At 60.5% G+C, this 17997-nt stretch carries 17 protein-coding genes; 11 read left to right on the top strand and 6 right to left on the bottom strand.

The annotated features are described in order from the left end of the window. The first annotated feature begins 2 nt into the window (after positions 1 to 2). From rpsK to bfr, 6 genes are all read left to right on the top strand, one after another. Positions 3 to 392: a 30S ribosomal protein S11 gene (rpsK, locus tag CD58_RS25555; protein WP_002555466.1), complete on the top strand. Its 390-nt coding sequence runs from the start codon at positions 3 to 5 to the stop codon at positions 390 to 392. Between the two features lie 18 nt (positions 393 to 410). Next, positions 411 to 1031 carry a 30S ribosomal protein S4 gene (gene rpsD / locus CD58_RS25550; RefSeq protein WP_003176404.1) on the top strand — a complete coding sequence of 207 codons (621 nt, stop codon included), beginning with the start codon at positions 411 to 413 and terminating at the stop codon, positions 1029 to 1031. Positions 1032 to 1053: 22 nt separating this feature from the next. Continuing rightward, a complete protein-coding gene (locus CD58_RS25545; RefSeq protein WP_003186012.1) occupies positions 1054 to 2055 on the top strand; it encodes a DNA-directed RNA polymerase subunit alpha in 1002 nt (333 codons plus the stop codon). A gap of 42 nt (positions 2056 to 2097) precedes the next feature. Beyond that, a complete protein-coding gene (rplQ, locus tag CD58_RS25540) occupies positions 2098 to 2484 on the top strand; it encodes a 50S ribosomal protein L17 (RefSeq protein WP_003186009.1) in 387 nt (128 codons plus the stop codon). Between the two features lie 222 nt (positions 2485 to 2706). Then, positions 2707 to 4155, top strand: coding sequence for a catalase (locus CD58_RS25535; RefSeq protein WP_025215752.1), 1449 nt, complete (start codon positions 2707 to 2709; stop codon positions 4153 to 4155). Between the two features lie 157 nt (positions 4156 to 4312). Further along, entirely contained in the window at positions 4313 to 4777 is a 465-nt protein-coding gene (gene bfr, locus CD58_RS25530) for a bacterioferritin (protein ID WP_025215751.1), read from the top strand. 101 nt (positions 4778 to 4878) lie between these two features. On the opposite strand, the gene uvrA is transcribed toward bfr, so the two are convergent. After that, the gene (gene uvrA, locus CD58_RS25525; protein WP_025215750.1) at positions 4879 to 7713 is read right to left on the bottom strand and encodes an excinuclease ABC subunit UvrA; all 2835 of its coding nucleotides are present in this window, start codon (positions 7711 to 7713) and stop codon (positions 4879 to 4881) included. Positions 7714 to 7892: 179 nt separating this feature from the next. Between uvrA and CD58_RS25520 the strand changes: the two genes are divergently transcribed. Together CD58_RS25520 and CD58_RS25515 are read left to right on the top strand one after the other, a co-directional pair. Beyond that, the gene (locus CD58_RS25520) at positions 7893 to 9290 is read left to right on the top strand and encodes an MFS transporter (protein ID WP_025215749.1); all 1398 of its coding nucleotides are present in this window, start codon (positions 7893 to 7895) and stop codon (positions 9288 to 9290) included. Positions 9291 to 9299: 9 nt separating this feature from the next. Then, complete coding sequence (locus tag CD58_RS25515) at positions 9300 to 9824, top strand: single-stranded DNA-binding protein (RefSeq protein WP_025215748.1); 525 nt, start codon at positions 9300 to 9302, stop codon at positions 9822 to 9824. A gap of 89 nt (positions 9825 to 9913) precedes the next feature. On the opposite strand, the gene CD58_RS25510 is transcribed toward CD58_RS25515, so the two are convergent. Beyond that, a complete protein-coding gene (locus tag CD58_RS25510) occupies positions 9914 to 10477 on the bottom strand; it encodes a cysteine hydrolase family protein (protein WP_025215747.1) in 564 nt (187 codons plus the stop codon). Positions 10478 to 10575: 98 nt separating this feature from the next. Between CD58_RS25510 and CD58_RS25505 the strand changes: the two genes are divergently transcribed. From CD58_RS25505 to CD58_RS25495, 3 genes are all read left to right on the top strand, one after another. Then, positions 10576 to 11571 carry a GlxA family transcriptional regulator gene (locus CD58_RS25505; RefSeq protein ID WP_025215746.1) on the top strand — a complete coding sequence of 332 codons (996 nt, stop codon included), beginning with the start codon at positions 10576 to 10578 and terminating at the stop codon, positions 11569 to 11571. 302 nt (positions 11572 to 11873) lie between these two features. Then, positions 11874 to 12983: a DUF3182 family protein gene (locus tag CD58_RS25500; RefSeq protein ID WP_025215745.1), complete on the top strand. Its 1110-nt coding sequence runs from the start codon at positions 11874 to 11876 to the stop codon at positions 12981 to 12983. Beyond that, positions 12973 to 13731, top strand: a complete 759-nt coding sequence (locus CD58_RS25495; protein ID WP_025215744.1) for an alpha/beta hydrolase family protein — start codon at positions 12973 to 12975, stop codon at positions 13729 to 13731. The genes CD58_RS25500 and CD58_RS25495 overlap by 11 nt, the downstream gene beginning before the upstream one ends. 136 nt (positions 13732 to 13867) lie before the next feature. Here the strand turns inward: CD58_RS25495 and CD58_RS25490 are convergent, their stop codons facing one another. From CD58_RS25490 to CD58_RS25475, 4 genes are read right to left on the bottom strand one after another with little or no spacing between them, the layout of a single operon-like run. Then, on the bottom strand, positions 13868 to 14872 hold the full coding sequence (locus tag CD58_RS25490) for a lysylphosphatidylglycerol synthase domain-containing protein (RefSeq protein WP_025215743.1): 1005 nt from the start codon (positions 14870 to 14872) through the stop codon (positions 13868 to 13870). Then, positions 14859 to 16157: a cardiolipin synthase ClsB gene (gene clsB, locus CD58_RS25485; RefSeq protein ID WP_080712618.1), complete on the bottom strand. Its 1299-nt coding sequence runs from the start codon at positions 16155 to 16157 to the stop codon at positions 14859 to 14861. Before clsB ends, CD58_RS25490 begins: the two co-directional genes overlap by 14 nt. Beyond that, positions 16154 to 16966 carry an endonuclease/exonuclease/phosphatase family protein gene (locus CD58_RS25480; RefSeq protein ID WP_025215741.1) on the bottom strand — a complete coding sequence of 271 codons (813 nt, stop codon included), beginning with the start codon at positions 16964 to 16966 and terminating at the stop codon, positions 16154 to 16156. Before CD58_RS25480 ends, clsB begins: the two co-directional genes overlap by 4 nt. Further along, positions 16963 to 17889, bottom strand: coding sequence for a DUF72 domain-containing protein (locus CD58_RS25475; RefSeq protein WP_025215740.1), 927 nt, complete (start codon positions 17887 to 17889; stop codon positions 16963 to 16965). Before CD58_RS25475 ends, CD58_RS25480 begins: the two co-directional genes overlap by 4 nt. Between the last annotated feature and the right edge of the window lie 108 nt (positions 17890 to 17997).

The raw sequence follows: 17997 nt of genomic DNA, 5'->3' as shown, positions 1-17997 counted from the left end.
TCATGGCAAAACCTGCTGCTCGTCCTCGTAAAAAAGTTAAAAAGACAGTGGTTGATGGCATCGCCCACATCCATGCTTCTTTTAACAACACCATCGTGACCATTACCGACCGTCAAGGTAACGCTCTCTCTTGGGCTACCTCTGGTGGTTCGGGTTTCCGCGGTTCCCGCAAGTCCACCCCGTTCGCCGCTCAAGTAGCTGCTGAACGTGCTGGTCAAGCTGCGCTGGAATACGGCCTGAAAAACCTCGACGTCAACGTCAAAGGTCCAGGTCCAGGTCGTGAATCCGCAGTCCGCGCTTTGAACGGCTGTGGCTACAAGATCGCCAGCATCACCGACGTGACGCCAATCCCGCACAACGGGTGCCGTCCGCCGAAGAAGCGCCGCGTGTAATCCAGGAGATTGTAAAGAATGGCTCGTTACATTGGTCCAAAATGCAAACTCGCTCGTCGCGAAGGCACCGATCTCTTCCTGAAGAGCGGCGTGCGCGCGATCGAATCGAAGTGCAACATTGAAGCAGCACCTGGTATCCACGGCCAACGCCGCGGTCGCCAGTCCGATTACGGCACCCAACTGCGTGAAAAGCAGAAGGTCCGTCGTATCTACGGCGTTCTCGAGCGTCAATTCAGCGGCTACTACAAAGAAGCTGCTGGCAAGAAAGGCGCAACCGGCGAAAACCTGTTGCAGCTGCTCGAATGCCGTTTGGACAACGTTGTATACCGTATGGGTTTCGGTTCTACTCGTGCCGAATCCCGTCAGCTGGTATCGCACAAGTCGATCAGCGTTAACGGTCAGACCGTAAACGTTCCGTCCTACCAGGTTCGTGCTGGTGACGTGGTTGCTGTTCGCGAGAAAGCAAAGAACCAACTTCGCATTGTCCAAGCTCTCGATCTGTGTGCCCAACGTGGCCGCGTAGAATGGGTAGAAGTAGACACTGAGAAGAAGTCGGGCGTTTTCAAAAACGTTCCTGCTCGCAGTGATCTGTCCGCCGACATCAACGAAAGCCTGATTGTCGAGCTCTACTCCAAGTAAGGGCTAGAAAATAGGTGCATCCATGCAGATTTCGGTAAATGAGTTCCTGACACCCCGCCATATTGATGTGCAGGTTGTCAGTCCAACCCGCGCCAAGATCACACTCGAGCCTCTCGAGCGTGGTTTCGGCCACACCCTGGGCAACGCGCTGCGCCGCATCCTGTTGTCCTCAATGCCCGGCTGTGCAGTAGTCGAGGCCGAGATTGACGGTGTGCTCCATGAGTACAGCGCCATCGAAGGTGTACAGGAAGACGTAATTGAAATCCTGTTGAACCTGAAAGGTCTGGCTATCAAGCTGCACGGTCGTGACGAAGTTACGCTGACCTTGTCGAAGAAGGGTTCGGGGGTGGTTACCGCTGCCGATATTCAGCTGGATCATGATGTCGAGATCGTTAACCCCGATCACGTAATCGCTAACCTGGCGTCTAACGGCGCCCTGAACATGAAGCTCACCGTAGCTCGTGGTCGTGGTTATGAACCGGCAGACTCGCGTCAGAGCGATGAAGACGAAAGCCGCAGCATCGGTCGCTTGCAGCTTGACTCTTCGTTCAGCCCGGTTCGCCGTATCGCATACGTGGTGGAAAACGCCCGTGTCGAGCAGCGTACCAACCTGGACAAGCTGGTTATTGATCTGGAAACCAACGGTACCCTGGATCCTGAAGAGGCTATTCGCCGCGCTGCAACCATCCTGCAACAGCAGTTGGCTGCGTTCGTCGACCTTAAGGGTGACAGTGAGCCAGTGGTTGTTGAGCAGGAAGACGAGATCGATCCGATCCTGCTTCGCCCGGTTGACGATCTGGAACTGACTGTACGTTCGGCTAACTGCCTTAAGGCGGAAAACATCTACTACATCGGTGACCTGATTCAGCGTACCGAAGTAGAGCTGTTGAAGACTCCGAACCTTGGCAAGAAATCCTTGACTGAAATCAAGGACGTTCTGGCCTCCCGCGGTCTGTCCCTCGGCATGCGCCTCGACAACTGGCCGCCTGCAAGTCTTAAGAAGGACGACAAGGCGACTGCCTGATCGTCGTAATCACCGAACGTTGTGTTTGGTAAGGAATGAACCATGCGTCATCGTAAAAGTGGTCGTCACCTGAGCCGCACCAGCTCGCACCGCAAGGCCATGTTCCAAAACATGGCGGTGTCGCTGTTCGAGCACGAGCTGATCAAAACTACACTGCCGAAAGCCAAAGAACTGCGTCGCGTTGCTGAGCCGCTGATCACTCTGGCCAAGACAGATAGCCTGGCTAACCGCCGTCTGGCTTTCGACCGTACGCGTTCGAAAGCTATCGTTGGTAAGCTCTTCAACGACCTGGGCAAGCGTTACGCTACCCGTGAGGGTGGCTACCTGCGCATCCTCAAGTGCGGTTTCCGCGCTGGCGACAACGCGCCTATGGCGTACGTCGAGTTGGTTGATCGTGCTACCAGCGGTGAAGCTGTATCCGCTGAGTAAGTCGGCAACATACAAAAAACCGGGCCTAGTGCCCGGTTTTTTGTGCCCGGTAGAAAAGCAAGAGGCCGTTTCGTCAGGCCTCGCTATCGGCAAGTCATCAAAATTAGATAATAACTATCGATGCCCATGATTTAATGAATTTGGATACTGTCATTAACATGATCAATACTCCTTTCCAGCCGATTAGCCGGCAGTTCGAAGACCGACCTAGGAAGATTGAGCATGAGCCAGACCAAAACGCTTACGACCGCCAGCGGCGCTCCTGTCGCCGATAACCAGAACTCTCGCTCCGCCGGCCCGCGCGGCCCACTGTTGCTCGATGATTTTCACCTGATCGAGAAGCTTGCTCACTTCAACCGCGAAAATATTCCTGAACGCCGCGTGCACGCCAAAGGCTCGGGCGCTTACGGAACATTCACCGTCACCCGGGATATCACGCCGTACACCAGCGCCAAATTGTTTGACTCAGTCGGCAAGCAAACCCCAACGTTCCTGCGGTTTTCCACTGTGGGTGGTGAGCGTGGTTCTGCCGACACCGAACGCGATCCGCGCGGTTTCGCCCTGAAGTTCTACACCGAGGAAGGCAACTGGGACATTGTTGGCAACAACACACCGGTGTTCTTCATCCGTGATCCATTGAAATTTCCGGACTTCATCCACACCCAGAAACGTCTGCCGCAAAGCAACCTGAAGAGCGCCCAGGCGATGTGGGATTTCTGGTCGCATTCGCCTGAGGCGCTGCACCAGGTCACCATTCTGTTCTCCGATCGTGGCATTCCTGACGGCTACCGCCACATGCACGGTTTCGGCAGCCACACCTACAGCCTGATTAATGCACAGGGTGAACGTCATTGGGTGAAATGGCACTACAAGACCAAGCAAGGGATCAAGAACCTCGCCCCGGCTGAAGCGGCACGCCTGGCGGGTACCGACCCGGATTACGCCCAGCGTGACTTGTTCAATGCGATCGAGCGAGGTGACTTCCCGAAATGGAGTGTCTGCATCCAGGTCATGACTGAGGCTCAGGCCGCGGCTCATTACGAGAACCCGTTCGACGTGACCAAGACCTGGTCGCAGAAAGAGTTTCCGTTGATTGAAGTAGGTGAACTCGAACTCAACCGCAATCCGCTGAACTACTTTGCCGAGGTCGAGCAGGCGGCGTTCGGGCCGAGCAACATGGTGCCGGGCGTTGGTCTGTCGCCGGATCGCATGCTGCAGGGCCGGGTATTCGCCTATGCCGATGCGCACCGCTACCGTGTAGGGACCAATCATCAGCAATTGCCGGTGAATGCTCCGCGCAGCCCGGTCAATACCTACCAGCGTGATGGTGCCATGGCGTTTGGCAGCAACGGCGGTGCGGCACCGAACTATGAGCCGAACAGTTACGTGGAAGCGCCGAAACAGGCTTCACGCTATGCCGAGCCGGCCCTGGCTCTCAGTGGCGCGGCTGATCGTTACGATCATCGCGAAGACACTGACTACTACACCCATGCCGGTGCGCTGTTCCGTTTGATGAGTGATGAGCAGAAAGCGTTGCTGATCAACAATATCGCCGGCGCGATGGCCGGTGTATCGGCGGATGTCGTTGACCGTCAGCTCCAGCATTTCTTCAAGGCGGACGCCGCTTATGGAGAAGGTATCGCAAAGGCGTTGGACGTACAGCTTAACTAAGTCTAAACGAGAAGCAGAACCGCCCTCATTTGGGCGGTTTTTGCGTTTTTTAGCCCGGTTTTCTCGGATTTTCTTCGCTTTTATTGCGATGAGCGAGTGACCTCTTCGTCAGGTTGGTTCAAACTAGAGCCTTCAAAGCTTGTGGAGATGTAGGGCGATGCAAGGTCACCCAGATGTAATCGATTACCTCAACACGTTGCTGACAGGCGAACTGGCAGCCCGTGATCAATATTTCATCCACTCGCGGATGTACGAGGACTGGGGTTTCACCGAGCTCTACGAACGTATCAACCATGAGATGGAAGAAGAAGCCCAGCACGCCGATGCATTGATGCGCCGGATCCTGATGCTCGAAGGCACGCCGCGGATGCGTCCGGATGACTTGGACATCGGCACCACCGTGCCCGATATGCTCGCCGCCGACTTGCGCCTGGAATACAAGGTGCGCGCTGCCCTATGCAAAGGCATCGAACTTTGCGAGCAGCACAACGACTACGTGACCCGCGAGATCCTGCGTATCCAACTCAACGACACTGAAGAAGACCACACCTACTGGCTCGAGAAGCAGTTGGGTCTGATCAAGTTGATTGGCCTGGAAAACTACCTGCAATCACAGTTCTAATCGCGATAATTGTGGGAGCGAGCAAGCTCGCTCCCACAGAAGAAAAGCAAAAGCCCCTGTCATCGACGAGATGACAGGGGCTTTTTCGTGCTCGGGTGAAATCAGTCCCGATCACGCTCCAGCAACGGTTTGAGGTAGTAGCCGGTATAGGATTGCTTCATCTCGGCCACTTGCTCGGGTGTCCCTACGGCGATGATCTGGCCACCCTTGGAGCCGCCTTCCGGTCCCAGGTCCACCAGCCAGTCAGCGGTCTTGATGACGTCCAGGTTGTGCTCGATCACCACCACGGTGTTGCCGTGGTCCCGCAGGCGATGCAGCACGTCGAGCAATTGCTGGATATCGGCGAAGTGCAGGCCTGTGGTCGGCTCGTCGAGGATGTACAGGGTCTTGCCGGTGTCGCGCTTGGACAGCTCGCGGGACAACTTGACCCGCTGGGCTTCACCGCCGGACAACGTCGTCGCCGACTGCCCCAGCTTGATATACGACAGGCCCACATCCATCAACGTCTGGAGCTTGCGCGCCAGCGCGGGTACCGCGTCGAAGAACACCCGCGCTTCCTCGATGGTCATCTCGAGGGTTTCGTGGATGTTCTTGCCCTTGTATTTGATCTCCAGGGTTTCGCGGTTGTAGCGCTTGCTCTTGCACACGTCGCACGGCACGTAGATATCCGGCAGAAAGTGCATTTCCACCTTGATCAGGCCATCGCCCTGGCAGGCTTCGCAACGCCCGCCCTTGACGTTGAAGGAGAACCGCCCCGGACCGTAGCCCCGGGAGCGAGACTCCGGCACGCCGGCGAACAGTTCGCGGATCGGCGTGAACAACCCGGTATAGGTCGCCGGGTTGGAGCGCGGCGTACGACCGATTGGGCTCTGGTCGATGTCGACCACCTTGTCCAGGTGCTCCAGGCCCTTGATGCTGTCGTGGGCGGCCGCTTCCAGGGTGGTGGCGCCGTTCAGGGCCGTGGCGCTGAGCGGGAACAGGGTGTTGTTGATCAGCGTCGATTTGCCAGAGCCGGACACGCCGGTGACGCAGGTCAGCAGGCCGATCGGGATTTCCAGGTCGACGTTGCGCAAGTTGTTGCCACGGGCGCCCTTGAGGGTCAGCGACAGCTTCTTGTTGCGTGGCGTGCGCTTGGCCGGAACCTTGATCTTCACCCGGCCCGACAGGTATTTGCCGGTCAGGGAATCGGGGTGCGCCATGACTTCGGCGGCAGTGCCCTGGGCAACGATATGCCCGCCATGCACGCCCGCGCCCGGGCCGATGTCCACCACGTAATCCGCCAGGCGAATCGCGTCTTCGTCGTGTTCGACCACGATCACCGTGTTGCCGATGTCCCGCAGATGCTTCAGGGTCCCGAGCAGTCGGTCGTTGTCCCGTTGGTGCAGGCCGATGGACGGCTCGTCGAGGATGTACATCACTCCCACCAGGCCGGCGCCGATCTGGCTTGCAAGGCGGATACGCTGGGCTTCGCCGCCGGACAAAGTGTCTGCGCTGCGATCAAGGGTCAGGTAATCCAGGCCGACGTTCACCAGGAACTGCAGGCGTTCGCGGATTTCCTTGAGGATCTTGTCGGCGATTTCGCCACGACGACCGGTGAGCTTCAAGCCGCCGAAGTAATCGGTAGCGTCGCCAATCGGCAGGTTGGTCACCGCCGGCAAAGTCTTCTCGCCGACCCACACATGCCGCGCCTCGCGACGCAGGCGAGTGCCGCGGCAGTCAGGGCAGGGCTGGGTGCTGAGGAACTTCGCCAGCTCTTCGCGCACGCTGGCCGATTCGGTCTCGCGGTAGCGCCGCTCCAGGTTCGGCACGATGCCTTCGAACGGGTGGGAGCGCTTGACGATATCGCCGCGGTCGTTCAGGTATTTGAAATCGACATTCTGCGAGCCGCTGCCGTGCAGGATGAATTTCTGCTGATCGGCGGGTAACTCGTTGAATGGCTTGTCCAGGCTGAACTTGTAGTGGGCCGCCAGCGACCCGAGCATCTGGAAGTAATAGACGTTGCGCCTGTCCCAGCCGCGAATAGCACCTTCGGCCAGGGTCAGCTCGCCATTGACCAGGCGCTTGGTGTCGAAGAACTGCTTGACCCCCAGCCCATCGCAGGTCGGGCAGGCGCCGGCCGGGTTGTTGAAGGAGAACAGCTTGGGTTCCAGCTCGCTGATGGCGTGGCCGCAGATCGGGCAGGCAAAGCGCGCGGAGAAGATGATTTCCTCCCCGGGCTCGTCGTCCATCGGTGCCACCAGGGCAATGCCGTCGGCCAGTTTCAGGGCGGTCTCGAAGGACTCGGCCAACCGCTGTTGCAGGTCGGCACGGACCTTGAAGCGGTCGACCACGACATCGATCGAATGCTTCTTCTGTTTATCCAACTTCGGCAGTTCGTCCAGCTCGCACAGCTTGCCGTTGACCCGGGCCCGCACGAAACCCTGGGCGCGCAGCTCTTCGAAGACCATCAGGTGTTCGCCCTTGCGCTCGCGAATCACCGGCGCCAGCAGCATCAGCTTGCTGCCTTCCGGCTGGGCAAGCACCAGGTCGACCATCTGGCTGACGGTCTGGGCTTCCAGGGGAATGTCGTGGTCGGGGCAGCGGGGGATACCGACTCGCGCATACAGCAGGCGCAGGTAGTCGTAGATCTCGGTGATGGTGCCCACCGTCGACCGTGGGTTATGGGAGGTGGATTTCTGTTCGATGGAGATGGCCGGCGACAGGCCTTCGATGGTGTCGACGTCAGGTTTTTCCATCATCGACAGGAACTGCCGGGCATAGGCCGACAGCGATTCGACATAGCGTCGCTGGCCTTCGGCGTACAGGGTGTCGAAAGCCAGGGATGATTTGCCGGATCCGGACAGGCCGGTGATGACGATCAGTTTGTCCCGTGGCAGGGTCAGGTCGATGTTCTTCAGGTTGTGGGTACGGGCCCCACGAATCAGGATCTTGTCCAAAGTGGCCTCGCTCGGCGGGCGTCGAAAACGTAGGAGTATACGGGCAAATACTGGATGGATGCACACTATTGAGAGTGCGTTTGCAGCCATACATGAAGACTGCGCGGCAAACGGTCGCCATATACCCCCTCAATCGATGGGACTGGTAGAATCGCCGCCGGTTCACATGAGGTTTTTCCATGCACGATCCCCACAGCGAACGCATGAGTAGTGGTGAGACCCGCGCGGCAAGCGGTCTGGCCCTGGTGTTCGCCTTCCGTATGCTGGGCATGTTCATGGTGTTGCCGGTGCTGGCGACCTATGGCATGGACTTGGCGGGCGCGACCCCGGCCCTCATCGGGTTGGCGATTGGCGCTTACGGCCTGACCCAGGCGATTTTCCAGATTCCGTTCGGGGTCATTTCCGACCGCATCGGGCGACGTCCCGTGATTTACCTGGGGCTGATCGTCTTCGCCCTGGGCAGCGTGTTGGCGGCCAATGCCGATTCGATCTGGGGCGTGATCGCCGGACGAATCCTGCAAGGTGCGGGGGCTATTTCCGCCGCCGTCATGGCGCTGTTGTCAGACTTGACCCGTGAACAACATCGGACCAAGGCCATGGCCATGATCGGCATGACCATCGGTCTGTCGTTCGCTGTCGCCATGGTCGTAGGACCGTTGCTGACCCGTGCCTTTGGCTTGTCGGGGCTGTTCCTGGCGACCGGTGCCATGGCGTTGGTGGGCATCCTGATCGTGGCGTTCATGGTGCCGCACTCCACCGGGCCGTTGCAGCACCGTGAGTCCGGGGTGGCGCGCCAAGCGCTGATCCCGACGCTCAAGCACCCGGACCTGTTGCGCCTGGACCTGGGCATTTTCGTGCTTCACGCCATGCTGATGTCCAGCTTCGTGGCCTTGCCGCTGGCGCTGGTCGAGAAGGCCGGCCTGCCCAAGGAACAGCACTGGTGGGTCTACCTGACTGCGCTGCTGATTTCGTTCTTCGCCATGATCCCGTTCATCATCTATGGCGAGAAGCGACGCAAAATGAAACGAGTTTTGCTCGGCGCCGTCCTGACGCTGATGCTCACTGAGCTATTCTTCTGGCAGTTCGGCGATAGCCTGCGGGCCCTGGTGATCGGCACGGTGGTGTTCTTCACCGCGTTCAATCTGCTGGAGGCGTCACTGCCGTCGCTGATCAGCAAGGTTTCACCGGCGGGGGGCAAGGGCACGGCGATGGGGGTCTACTCCACCAGCCAATTCCTGGGTTCGGCGTTGGGCGGGATTCTCGGCGGCTGGTTGTTCCAGCATGGCGGTTTGTCGGTTGTGTTCCTGGGATGTGCCGCGCTGGCTGCACTTTGGCTAGCCTTTGCTGTTACCATGCGCGAACCTCCCTATGTGACGAGCCTGCGCTTGCCCTTATCGCCCGAGGCGATTCGTGAGGCTGGCCTGACCGAGCGTCTGAAGGCCGTCGTTGGAGTAACCGATGCAGTGGTGGTCGCCGACGAGGCGGCCGTATATATCAAACTGGACACCGAATTATTGGATCGCGCGACGCTCGAGCGCCTGGTGAACAACCCGGCCCCGAACGCGTGCGAAGCCTAGGAGAACGTTATGGCCCGTGGGGTTAACAAAGTCATATTGGTCGGTACTTGCGGCCAGGATCCCGAAGTTCGCTACCTGCCGAACGGCAACGCCGTGACCAACCTGAGTCTGGCGACCAGCGAACAGTGGACCGACAAGCAGACCGGCCAGAAGGTCGAGAAGACCGAATGGCACCGCGTGTCGATGTTCGGCAAGGTGGCCGAGATCGCCGGCGAATACCTGCGCAAGGGTTCGCAGGTGTACATCGAAGGCAAGCTGCAGACCCGCGAGTGGGAAAAAGACGGTATCAAGCGCTACACCACCGAAATCGTGGTCGACATGCAAGGCACCATGCAACTGCTGGGCGGCCGTCCACAGGGCGACCAGCAACAAGGTGGCAACAACTACCAGCAATCGGCCCCAGCCCCACGTCAGCAGGCGCCTCGTCCACAGCAGTCGGCTCCACAGCCACAACGCGAGCGCCCGGCCCCACAACAGGCCGCGCCGCAACCGGCTCCGGATTTCGACAGCTTTGATGACGATATTCCGTTCTAAATGCAGCTCATAGCTTCAAGTCGCTAGCTTCAAGCTAAAGACAAAACCGCGCTTCGGTTTCCGAGGCGCGGTTTTTTTTCGCTTGGAGCTTATGGCTGCGTCCGGCCGGCAGTCAGAAATTGCTCAGCACTCACCACGCTCGCATAAGCAAACCCCAGCGCCGCCATGAACGCCGCATGCACTTGGACGGCTGGAACGACGACACCATTGAATTCCAGGTCGAGGGTGGCGCAGGCATCATGGATCACCGTGACGTCGTAGCCCAGGTCTGCCGCCGCCCGCACGACGCCGTCGACGCACATGTGGCTCATGCTGCCGACCACCACCAGTTGTTCGATGCCGTGGTGGTCGAGGAGGGCTTGCAGTTCGGTTTCGCGAAACGAATTGACGAAATGTTTGAGTACCACCGGTTCGTCGGCGCGGTTGAGCACCTTGGGGTGCAACTTGGCGCCTTCGGAGCCCGGCGTGAAGAACGGCGCGTCGTCGGAGGTGAACTCGTGGCGGATGTGCACCACCTGATCGCCGGCCTGGCGAAAAGCTTCAATCAGCTTCGCGGCGTTGTCGGCAGCAGCTTCGGCGCCGACCAACGGCCATTTTCCTTGGGGGAAGTAGTCGTTCTGGATATCGACTACGATGAGCGCTTGCTTGGACATGAGGGCTTCCTTGATCGGATGGGGTAGGGCGCCAGTATTGGCCTTTACCGCCGGTTCGAGGATTGGCCGCAACGACAATAAGCGAGGGAAAACTGACAATGGTGCAGGAAAGGGCAGTCGCCGAACTCGGGGTACTGATTTATCCCGGTGCGCAACTGGCGGCGGTGCACGGCCTGACCGATCTGTTTGCGGTGGCACAGCGGATCGCCGCCGAGCAGGCCAGCGCGCAACTGCCACAGCTGCGGGTGAGCCACTGGCAAGCAGAGGGTGATGAGGCACCGCAGCGTGTGTTCGACAGTGCTACCGGCCCCGCGGGCAAGCTGGTTGCGTTGCTGATTCCGCCGTCCCTCGCCGGCTTCAGTGAGGGCCAGATTTCCCGGGCACTGATGGCTTGGCTGCGTGCCCAGCATGCCGGCGGCACGGTGTTGGGCGGGGTGTGCGTAGGCTCGATCCTGCTGGCCGAAAGCGGCTTGCTCGACGGCCGCAGCGCCACCACCCATTGGACCTCGGCCAAGAGCTTCGCCGCGCGTTACCCCAAGATCAAACTCAACGCCGACAAACCCATCGTCGACGACGGCGACCTGATTACCACGGCCGGGTTGATGGCGTGGTCGGAGCTCGGGCTGCGCTTGGTGGACCGCCTGCTCGGGCCCAGCATCGCCACGCGCACGGCGCAATTTCTGGTGATCGAACACAGCGATAGCGCGAGCCAGTGCGGCAGTAACTTTGCCCCCATTCTCGGACATGGCGATGCGGCGATTCTCAAGGTCCAGCATTGGTTGCAAAGCAGCGGCGCGGTAGACGTATCCCTCGGCGCGATGGCTGAACGGGCCGGTCTGGAAGAACGCACCTTCCTGCGCCGGTTTCGCGCCGCCACCGGACTCAAGCCCACTGAATACTGCCAGCACCTGCGCGTCGGCAAGGCTCGGGAAATGCTGGAGTTCACCAATGGCACCATCGACCACATTGCCTGGACCGTCGGCTATCAAGACCCAAGCGCTTTTCGAGCGACGTTCAAGAAGATCACCGGGTTGGCGCCGAGTGATTATCGGGCGAAGTTTGGGGTGAATCCGCCGGCTGTTTCAAAAAGCTGAGACTGACACCTGTGGCGAGGGAGCTTGCTCCCGCTGGACTGCGCAGCAGTCCCATTGCAAGCGTCGGTTTTATGGGGGCGCTTCGCACCCCAGCGGGAGCAAGCTCCCTCGCCACGGGGATTTGCACTCCATCGTGCAATTTGCGGGATGACGGCCGCGGGTCGTGCAGAATGAAACAGGCCAGGTGCTATCAACTCCCTCCGATACGCCCGTTTCCCTGCTCCTCCCGGCTCGACACACCGTTGGCCTGATCTCTGCACCCCTCTATCTACCGCCATCGAGCACAGGTAAAAGGGCATCGCATGACGTCAGTCAATCGCAACAAAACGGTAGTGGCCCACTCGGTCAACCCTCACGCACCGCTCCATGAAGTCGAAACCAATCGCGCACTGGCCCGTTGGCTGGCGCAGATCCTGGGCTTTGAGTACGGCGGCAGTTATGACGACCAACAACATACCGGGCGTGATGTGTATCTGGTGCCTACGCAAACCCTGATCGGCGCCGAGGCCGCGTTGCGCTTGGGCATCAAGGGTCCGGAGGATTTATGGGGCGGTTATGTCGAGCATGATTTTATCTGCACCAAGGCGATTACCCACGGTCTGTTGAATAAGGATGCCGTGGCGCCCAAAGGCTGGTCGCCATTGTTTGCCAAGCTCACCCGTGGCGCGGTGCTTGATGGCGTGAGTGTCTTTGCGCTCCAGGACGCACGCCAGGCCGCCGAGCAGTTGCTTTACTCGGGAGCGATCCGCCTCAAGCCTGTGCATGCCTGTGCCGGGCGCGACCAGCGGGTGATCAAGAGCTTGGCGCAGTTCGACGAAATCGTCGCCAGGCCCGATGCCCAGGCGCTGTTTCGCGACGGGGTGGTGCTGGAACAGAACCTCAGTGAGGTCCAGACCCAGAGCGTTGGCCAGAGCTTCATCAGCGGCAAGGTCGTCAGCTATTGCGGCGTGCAACACCTGACCCGCGACAGCGAAGGCCTGGAAGTCTACGGCGGCTCGGATCTGCTGGTGGTGCAGGGCGGCTACATCGAATTGCTCAGGCTTGAGTTGCCTGACGACGTGCGTGAAGCAGTGCGCCTGGCCCAGGTGTTTGATGACGCCGCCAACCAGGCCTACCCGGGCTTCTTCGCCTCGCGGCGCAATTACGACATTGCCCAGGGCCTCGACGCCGCCGGCCAGCCCCGGGGCGGCGTGCTGGAGCAGTCGTGGCGCATGGGTGGGGCCAGCAGTGCGGAGCTGGCGGCGTTGCAAGTGTTCGTCGAGGACCCATCGACCAACGCGGTTCGCGTGTCCTCGGTGGAAACCTACACCGACCAGCCGCTGCCCCCCGGGGCCACCGAGGTGTATCGCGGCGAGGCGCACAATGGAGACTTCCTTCTTAAATACGTAACGGTTCATTCCTATGACGGCTAGAAGCGAAACCATTCAGATTGAGATCGACGATGAACACATGAACGGGACATTCCTGAGCCCCAAGTCGAAGGTGCCCGGCGTGTTATTTGTGCACGGCTGGGGCGGCAGTCAGGAACGTGATCTGGAACGGGCCAAAGGCATCGCCGGCCTGGGCTGCGTGTGTTTGACCTTTGACTTGCGCGGGCACACCGGCGGGGCGGGCATTCCGCTGTCACGGGTGACGCGGGAGGACAACTTGCGGGATCTGCTGACGGCCTACGACCGGCTGCTCGCGCACCCGGCCCTGGACACCTCGGCGATTGCGGTGGTGGGCACCAGTTATGGCGGTTACCTGGCCTCGATTCTGACATCGCTGCGGCCTGTGCGCTGGTTGGCCTTGCGGGTCCCGGCGCTGTACCGCGACGAGCAATGGCACACGCCCAAGCGCGACCTGGACAAGAGCGACCTGCTGGATTATCGCAGCACCCTGGTGCACGCCGACACCAACCGCGCCTTGCATGCCTGTTCGCAGTTCACTGGTGATGTGCTGCTGGTGGAGTCGGAGACCGACGATCACGTCCCCCATGCCACCATCATGAGCTACCGCGCCGCGTGCCAGCAGACCCATTCGTTGACCCACCGGATCATCGACGGCGCCGACCATGCCCTGAGCGACCCTGTATCACAACAGGCCTACACCTCGATCCTGGTGGACTGGATCACGGAAATGGTGGTGGGAGAGCGGTTGAGCATTATCCAGGAGCGCTGATTTTTGTGGTGCTGGTGCGGGCCCTATCGCGAGCAAGCCCGCTCCCACCTTGGATCTCCTGTGAACACAAAACCCATGTCCACTGCACATCCCCTGTGGGAGCGAGCTTGCTCGCGATAGGGCCAGGCGTGGCACCTCAGCGCTTGAGCCCTGGCTTGACCCGCAGCGCCTTGGCCTTCGCCTCGATCACCAGATACATCACCACCGTAATCAACAGCGGCAAGATGAAGTAGATCGCCCGGTACGCAATCAGCCCCGCCAACAGGCTGCCCCGCGACACCTCATGCTGCAACACCGCGATAAACACCGCTTCCAGCACCCCGAGCCCCGCCGGAATGTGGGTAATGACCCCGGCAATGCTGCTGATCAGCAACACGCCGAGCACCATTGGATAATCCAGTTTGCCGGGCAGCAAGGTGAAGATCACCGCAGCCATCAACGACCAGTTCAGCGCCCCCAGGGCCAGTTGCAGCATGGCCATGCGCAGCGATGGCAGATTGATTTCCATGCCGCGAATCGTCCAGGCCCGCCGCTTGGAGAACCGACAGGCCACCAGGTAACCGGCGCTCACCAGCAGCAACAGTGCACCCACGCCTTGCAGCGCACCGCTGCTCAGTTTCCAGCCTGGCGGCATCGTCACCAGGCCGCTGCTGAACACCACGCCGGCCAGGGTCATGTAGCCGAACCAGTTGGTGGCCAGGCTCAGGCCAAGGATCTTGGCGATGTTGCCGGTGCTGACCCCGAGCCGCGAATACAGCCGATAGCGCATGGCGATGCCGCCGACCCAGGCGCTGAGGTTGAGGTTGAAGGCGTAGCTGATCACCCCCACCGGCAAGATTTGTCGCCAGCCCAGTTTCTGCCGGATGTAGGTGCGGCCGATCAGGTCGAAGCAGGCGTAGGTAATGAAACTGGTAATGGTCAACGCGCCAGCGATGATCAAGGTGCGCACCTTGAAGTCCGCCAGGGTGGCGAATACTTCCGACCAGTCGATGCGTCGGGCCAGGGTCGTGAACAGCACGATCAGCAGCAGGAAGAAGGCCAGGGTCAGCGGTCTTTTCCAGCGGCTCCAGCGCGACGCCGGTTTGGCCTGTTCCGGCGCGTGGGCGTCTCTCGGCGCGGTGTGCGCTTCAGAGTGGTTCATGGGGCTCGCTCCGAACCGCCGTCGGCGGCGAAAAAGGTTTCAGACGCGGTTTATGGGCCGGCAGCCAGCCGGCCCAGGCCGGAAAGTGGCGCAGGAAGTGGAACACCATGAAACCGATGGTCATGCGCCACAGCAGGCCCCGTGGGGCGTGATTCTCGGGCATGACGGTGCAGTGGTTGCGGCTCAGATGATCGAGTCGCTGGAACAGTTCGCGGTTGAAGCCCCGGTCGCGGATCAGTACGTTGGCTTCCAGGTTCAGGGACAGGCTCAGCGGGTCGAGGTTGCTTGAGCCGACAGTGCTCCAATCCTCATCCACCAGCGCGACTTTGCCGTGCAACGGTCGCTCGCAGTACTCGTAGATCACCACGCCGGCCTTGAGCAGGTAGTGGTAAAGCATCCGCGCCGCGAGCTTGGCCACCATCATGTCCGGCTGGCCCTGCAGGATCAGCCGCACTTCCACGCCACGCCGCGCCGCATTACGGATTTCCCGCAGCAACCGGTAGCCAGGGAAGAAATAGGCATTGGCGATCACCACCCGCCGCTGGGCGCTGCGCAGCACTTGCAGGTAAACCTCTTCGATGTCGGTCTGATGCTCATGATTGTCGCGATAGACCAGGCGCACCTGGCCGTCATGATCGTTGAAAGCCAGCTCGTTGCGACGGCTGCGGCGCCGTTGCCACCAATATTTGGCCCGCGAAGGCCGGCCGCTCTGCAACAGCGCGAAGTGATGGATATCCACCACCGCCGGGCCTTTGACCTCCACGGAGTAATCCTGCTTGGCCTCGGGGCCGAAATCACCCAGGTGATCAGCGGAAAAATTGATTCCGCCGATAAACGCAATCACCCCGTCCACCACCACGATCTTGCGGTGCAGGCGGCGGAACCAGTTGGTACGGATCCCCAAGTGCCGGGGGGCGGGATCGAACATTTGCAGGCGCACGCCGGCCTCGCTCAACGACGCCAGGAACTCGGTGGTCAGCTCACCGCAACCGAAGCCGTCGAGGCTGACGGTGATGCGCACGCCGCGCTGGGCGGCATCTACCAGCAGATCCCGCAGTTCATTGCCGACCTTGTCCTCGAACAGGATGAAGGTTTCCAGCAGAATTTCGCTCTCGGCGCGGCGAATGGCCTCGAAAACCCGGGGGAAATATTCCTCGCCGTTTTCCAACAGCGTGACCCGGTTGTTGCCGTGCCAGCCGTACTCGATGTCGGCGAGCGCCGGGTTGCGCTCGGTGGGCGGAACTTCGATCTGTTCCACCGTCGCCTTGTTCATCGTCGCGCTCATAATTCGATCTCCACCGACAGCGGTGCATGGTCGGACAGGTGCGACCAGGGACGTACGCTCAGCACTTTGGGGTGATGGGCCTTGAGGTTGCGCACGTAGATGCGGTCCAGGCGCAGGATCGGCAAGCGCGCTGGAAAGCTGCGGGCCGGCTTGCCCAACTGCTCGGCAAACACTTCCCGCAGGCCACAGGGCTCGAGCAGCTCACTGGCCTTGCCGCGCCAGTCGTTGAAGTCCCCGGCGACGATCACGGGCGCCTCGGGCGGCAGTTCACTCAAACGCTGGCAAAGCAGTTTCAATTGCTCGACGCGATGACCTTCGCGCAGCCCCAGGTGCACGCAAATGGCATGGATGTGCAGCCCGTCGCCACCCGGCAGGCGCAGCACGCTGTGGAGCATGCCGCGGTTTTCATGGCCGCTGATGGACATGTCGATGTTGTCGTGGCGGATGATCTGGAATTTCGACAACAGCGCATTGCCGTGGTCGCCTGCCGGGTAGACCGCGTTGCGCCCGTAGGCGAACTGCGGCCAGAGGCTGTCGGCGAGAAATTCGTATTGGGGCATGCTTGGCCAGTTGTTGTAGCGCTGCGGGTGGTGTTCGTGGGTGCCGTGCACTTCCTGCAAAAACACCACGTCGGCGGACACGCTGCGCACCGCTTCGCGCAGTTCCGGCAGGATGAAACGCCGGTTCAGGGCGGTGAAACCCTTATGGGTGTTGACCGTCAGCACGGTGAAACGGTTGATCCGCCCGACATCCTGGGCCAGGTGCTGGGTCGGATCGTGGGTCGCTTCGGTGGATTCTGGAATGCTCATGGCAATACTCCCTCGGCCGGGCGTTCACCGGGTGTGGTGGCGAGGTCCTTGTCCAGGTCGAAGCGCTCCAGTAAGTGGCGTGCGTCATAGGGCGCGCGGACTTTGATGTCGTTGTCGAAATAGCAGAACACTTCCCGGCTCTTGCGTGCCCGGGGTTTCTTTTTCGGGTCGATCAGGTGCGCGTCGGCGGGCTGCTTGCCTTGGCTCCAGGCCTGGATCCGGTCACCCCAGCGTTTCAACGCCGCCTCGGTATAACCGCTGGCGTACAGCTCCTCGGCGCCGTGCAGGCGCAGGTAGACGAAATCGCTGGTGACGTCTTCGCGATAGGGCCACTTGCCGGCGGTGTCGGCGATCACCAGGGCAATGTCGTAGCGCTTGAGCAAGGTGATGAAGTGCGGGTCGATGAAACTCTCATGACGGATTTCGACGGCGTGGCGCAGCGGGCGTTTTTTATCGGTCTTGGTGCTGGCGTGGCCGTCCAGGCGCGGTTCGTGCTCGCCGGCCAGGGCGGCAGCGCCTTCGGTGTCGTGGGGCAGTTGCTTGAGAAAGTCTTCGAACAGCTCGGGGTCGAATTTGAAGCTGGGCGGAAACTGCCAGAGGATGGCGCCCAGTTTCTCCTTGAGCTCCAGCACGCCGGAGGCGAAGAAATTGGCCAGCGGCTTGCGGATGTCCCGCAGGCGCTTGATGTGGGTGATGAAACGCGGCGCCTTGACGCTGAACACAAAGCCGGGCGGCGTCTCGGCGTACCACTGGGCATACCGTTCGGGGCGTTGCAGGGCGTAGAACGATCCGTTGATTTCGATGCTGTTGACCGCTCGCGAAGCAAATTGCAATTCCCGTTTCTGGGTCAGCCCCTTGGGGTAGAAATCGCCCCGCCAAGGCGTGTAACGCCAACCGGAAATGCCAATGTGGATCGCCGTCATGTGTCCCTCCCGTGCCAATGACCTCGTGCAGCCTCTGTTTTGTGATGACTGCCGGGGGCGTAGAAAGTTTCGATGGGCTTACCGGCGGTGGGGGCGGGGCGGTCATTG

Source organism: Pseudomonas brassicacearum, from assembly GCF_000585995.1.
Lineage (GTDB): Bacteria > Pseudomonadota > Gammaproteobacteria > Pseudomonadales > Pseudomonadaceae > Aquipseudomonas > Aquipseudomonas brassicacearum_A.
This window is presented reverse-complemented; position numbering and strand designations above follow the sequence as displayed.

Coding starts and splice junctions, on each gene's coding strand:
- CD58_RS25515 (WP_025215748.1), top strand. CDS start 9,300: ATGGCCCGTGGGGTTAACAAAGTCATATTGGTCGGTACTTGCGGCCAG.
- CD58_RS25510 (WP_025215747.1), bottom strand. CDS start 10,477: ATGTCCAAGCAAGCGCTCATCGTAGTCGATATCCAGAACGACTACTTC.
- CD58_RS25480 (WP_025215741.1), bottom strand. CDS start 16,966: ATGAGCATTCCAGAATCCACCGAAGCGACCCACGATCCGACCCAGCAC.
- CD58_RS25545 (WP_003186012.1), top strand. CDS start 1,054: ATGCAGATTTCGGTAAATGAGTTCCTGACACCCCGCCATATTGATGTG.
- clsB (WP_080712618.1), bottom strand. CDS start 16,157: ATGAGCGCGACGATGAACAAGGCGACGGTGGAACAGATCGAAGTTCCG.
- CD58_RS25500 (WP_025215745.1), top strand. CDS start 11,874: ATGACGTCAGTCAATCGCAACAAAACGGTAGTGGCCCACTCGGTCAAC.
- CD58_RS25495 (WP_025215744.1), top strand. CDS start 12,973: ATGACGGCTAGAAGCGAAACCATTCAGATTGAGATCGACGATGAACAC.
- rplQ (WP_003186009.1), top strand. CDS start 2,098: ATGCGTCATCGTAAAAGTGGTCGTCACCTGAGCCGCACCAGCTCGCAC.
- CD58_RS25520 (WP_025215749.1), top strand. CDS start 7,893: ATGCACGATCCCCACAGCGAACGCATGAGTAGTGGTGAGACCCGCGCG.
- CD58_RS25505 (WP_025215746.1), top strand. CDS start 10,576: ATGGTGCAGGAAAGGGCAGTCGCCGAACTCGGGGTACTGATTTATCCC.
- rpsD (WP_003176404.1), top strand. CDS start 411: ATGGCTCGTTACATTGGTCCAAAATGCAAACTCGCTCGTCGCGAAGGC.
- CD58_RS25535 (WP_025215752.1), top strand. CDS start 2,707: ATGAGCCAGACCAAAACGCTTACGACCGCCAGCGGCGCTCCTGTCGCC.
- CD58_RS25475 (WP_025215740.1), bottom strand. CDS start 17,889: ATGACGGCGATCCACATTGGCATTTCCGGTTGGCGTTACACGCCTTGG.
- bfr (WP_025215751.1), top strand. CDS start 4,313: ATGCAAGGTCACCCAGATGTAATCGATTACCTCAACACGTTGCTGACA.
- rpsK (WP_002555466.1), top strand. CDS start 3: ATGGCAAAACCTGCTGCTCGTCCTCGTAAAAAAGTTAAAAAGACAGTG.
- CD58_RS25490 (WP_025215743.1), bottom strand. CDS start 14,872: ATGAACCACTCTGAAGCGCACACCGCGCCGAGAGACGCCCACGCGCCG.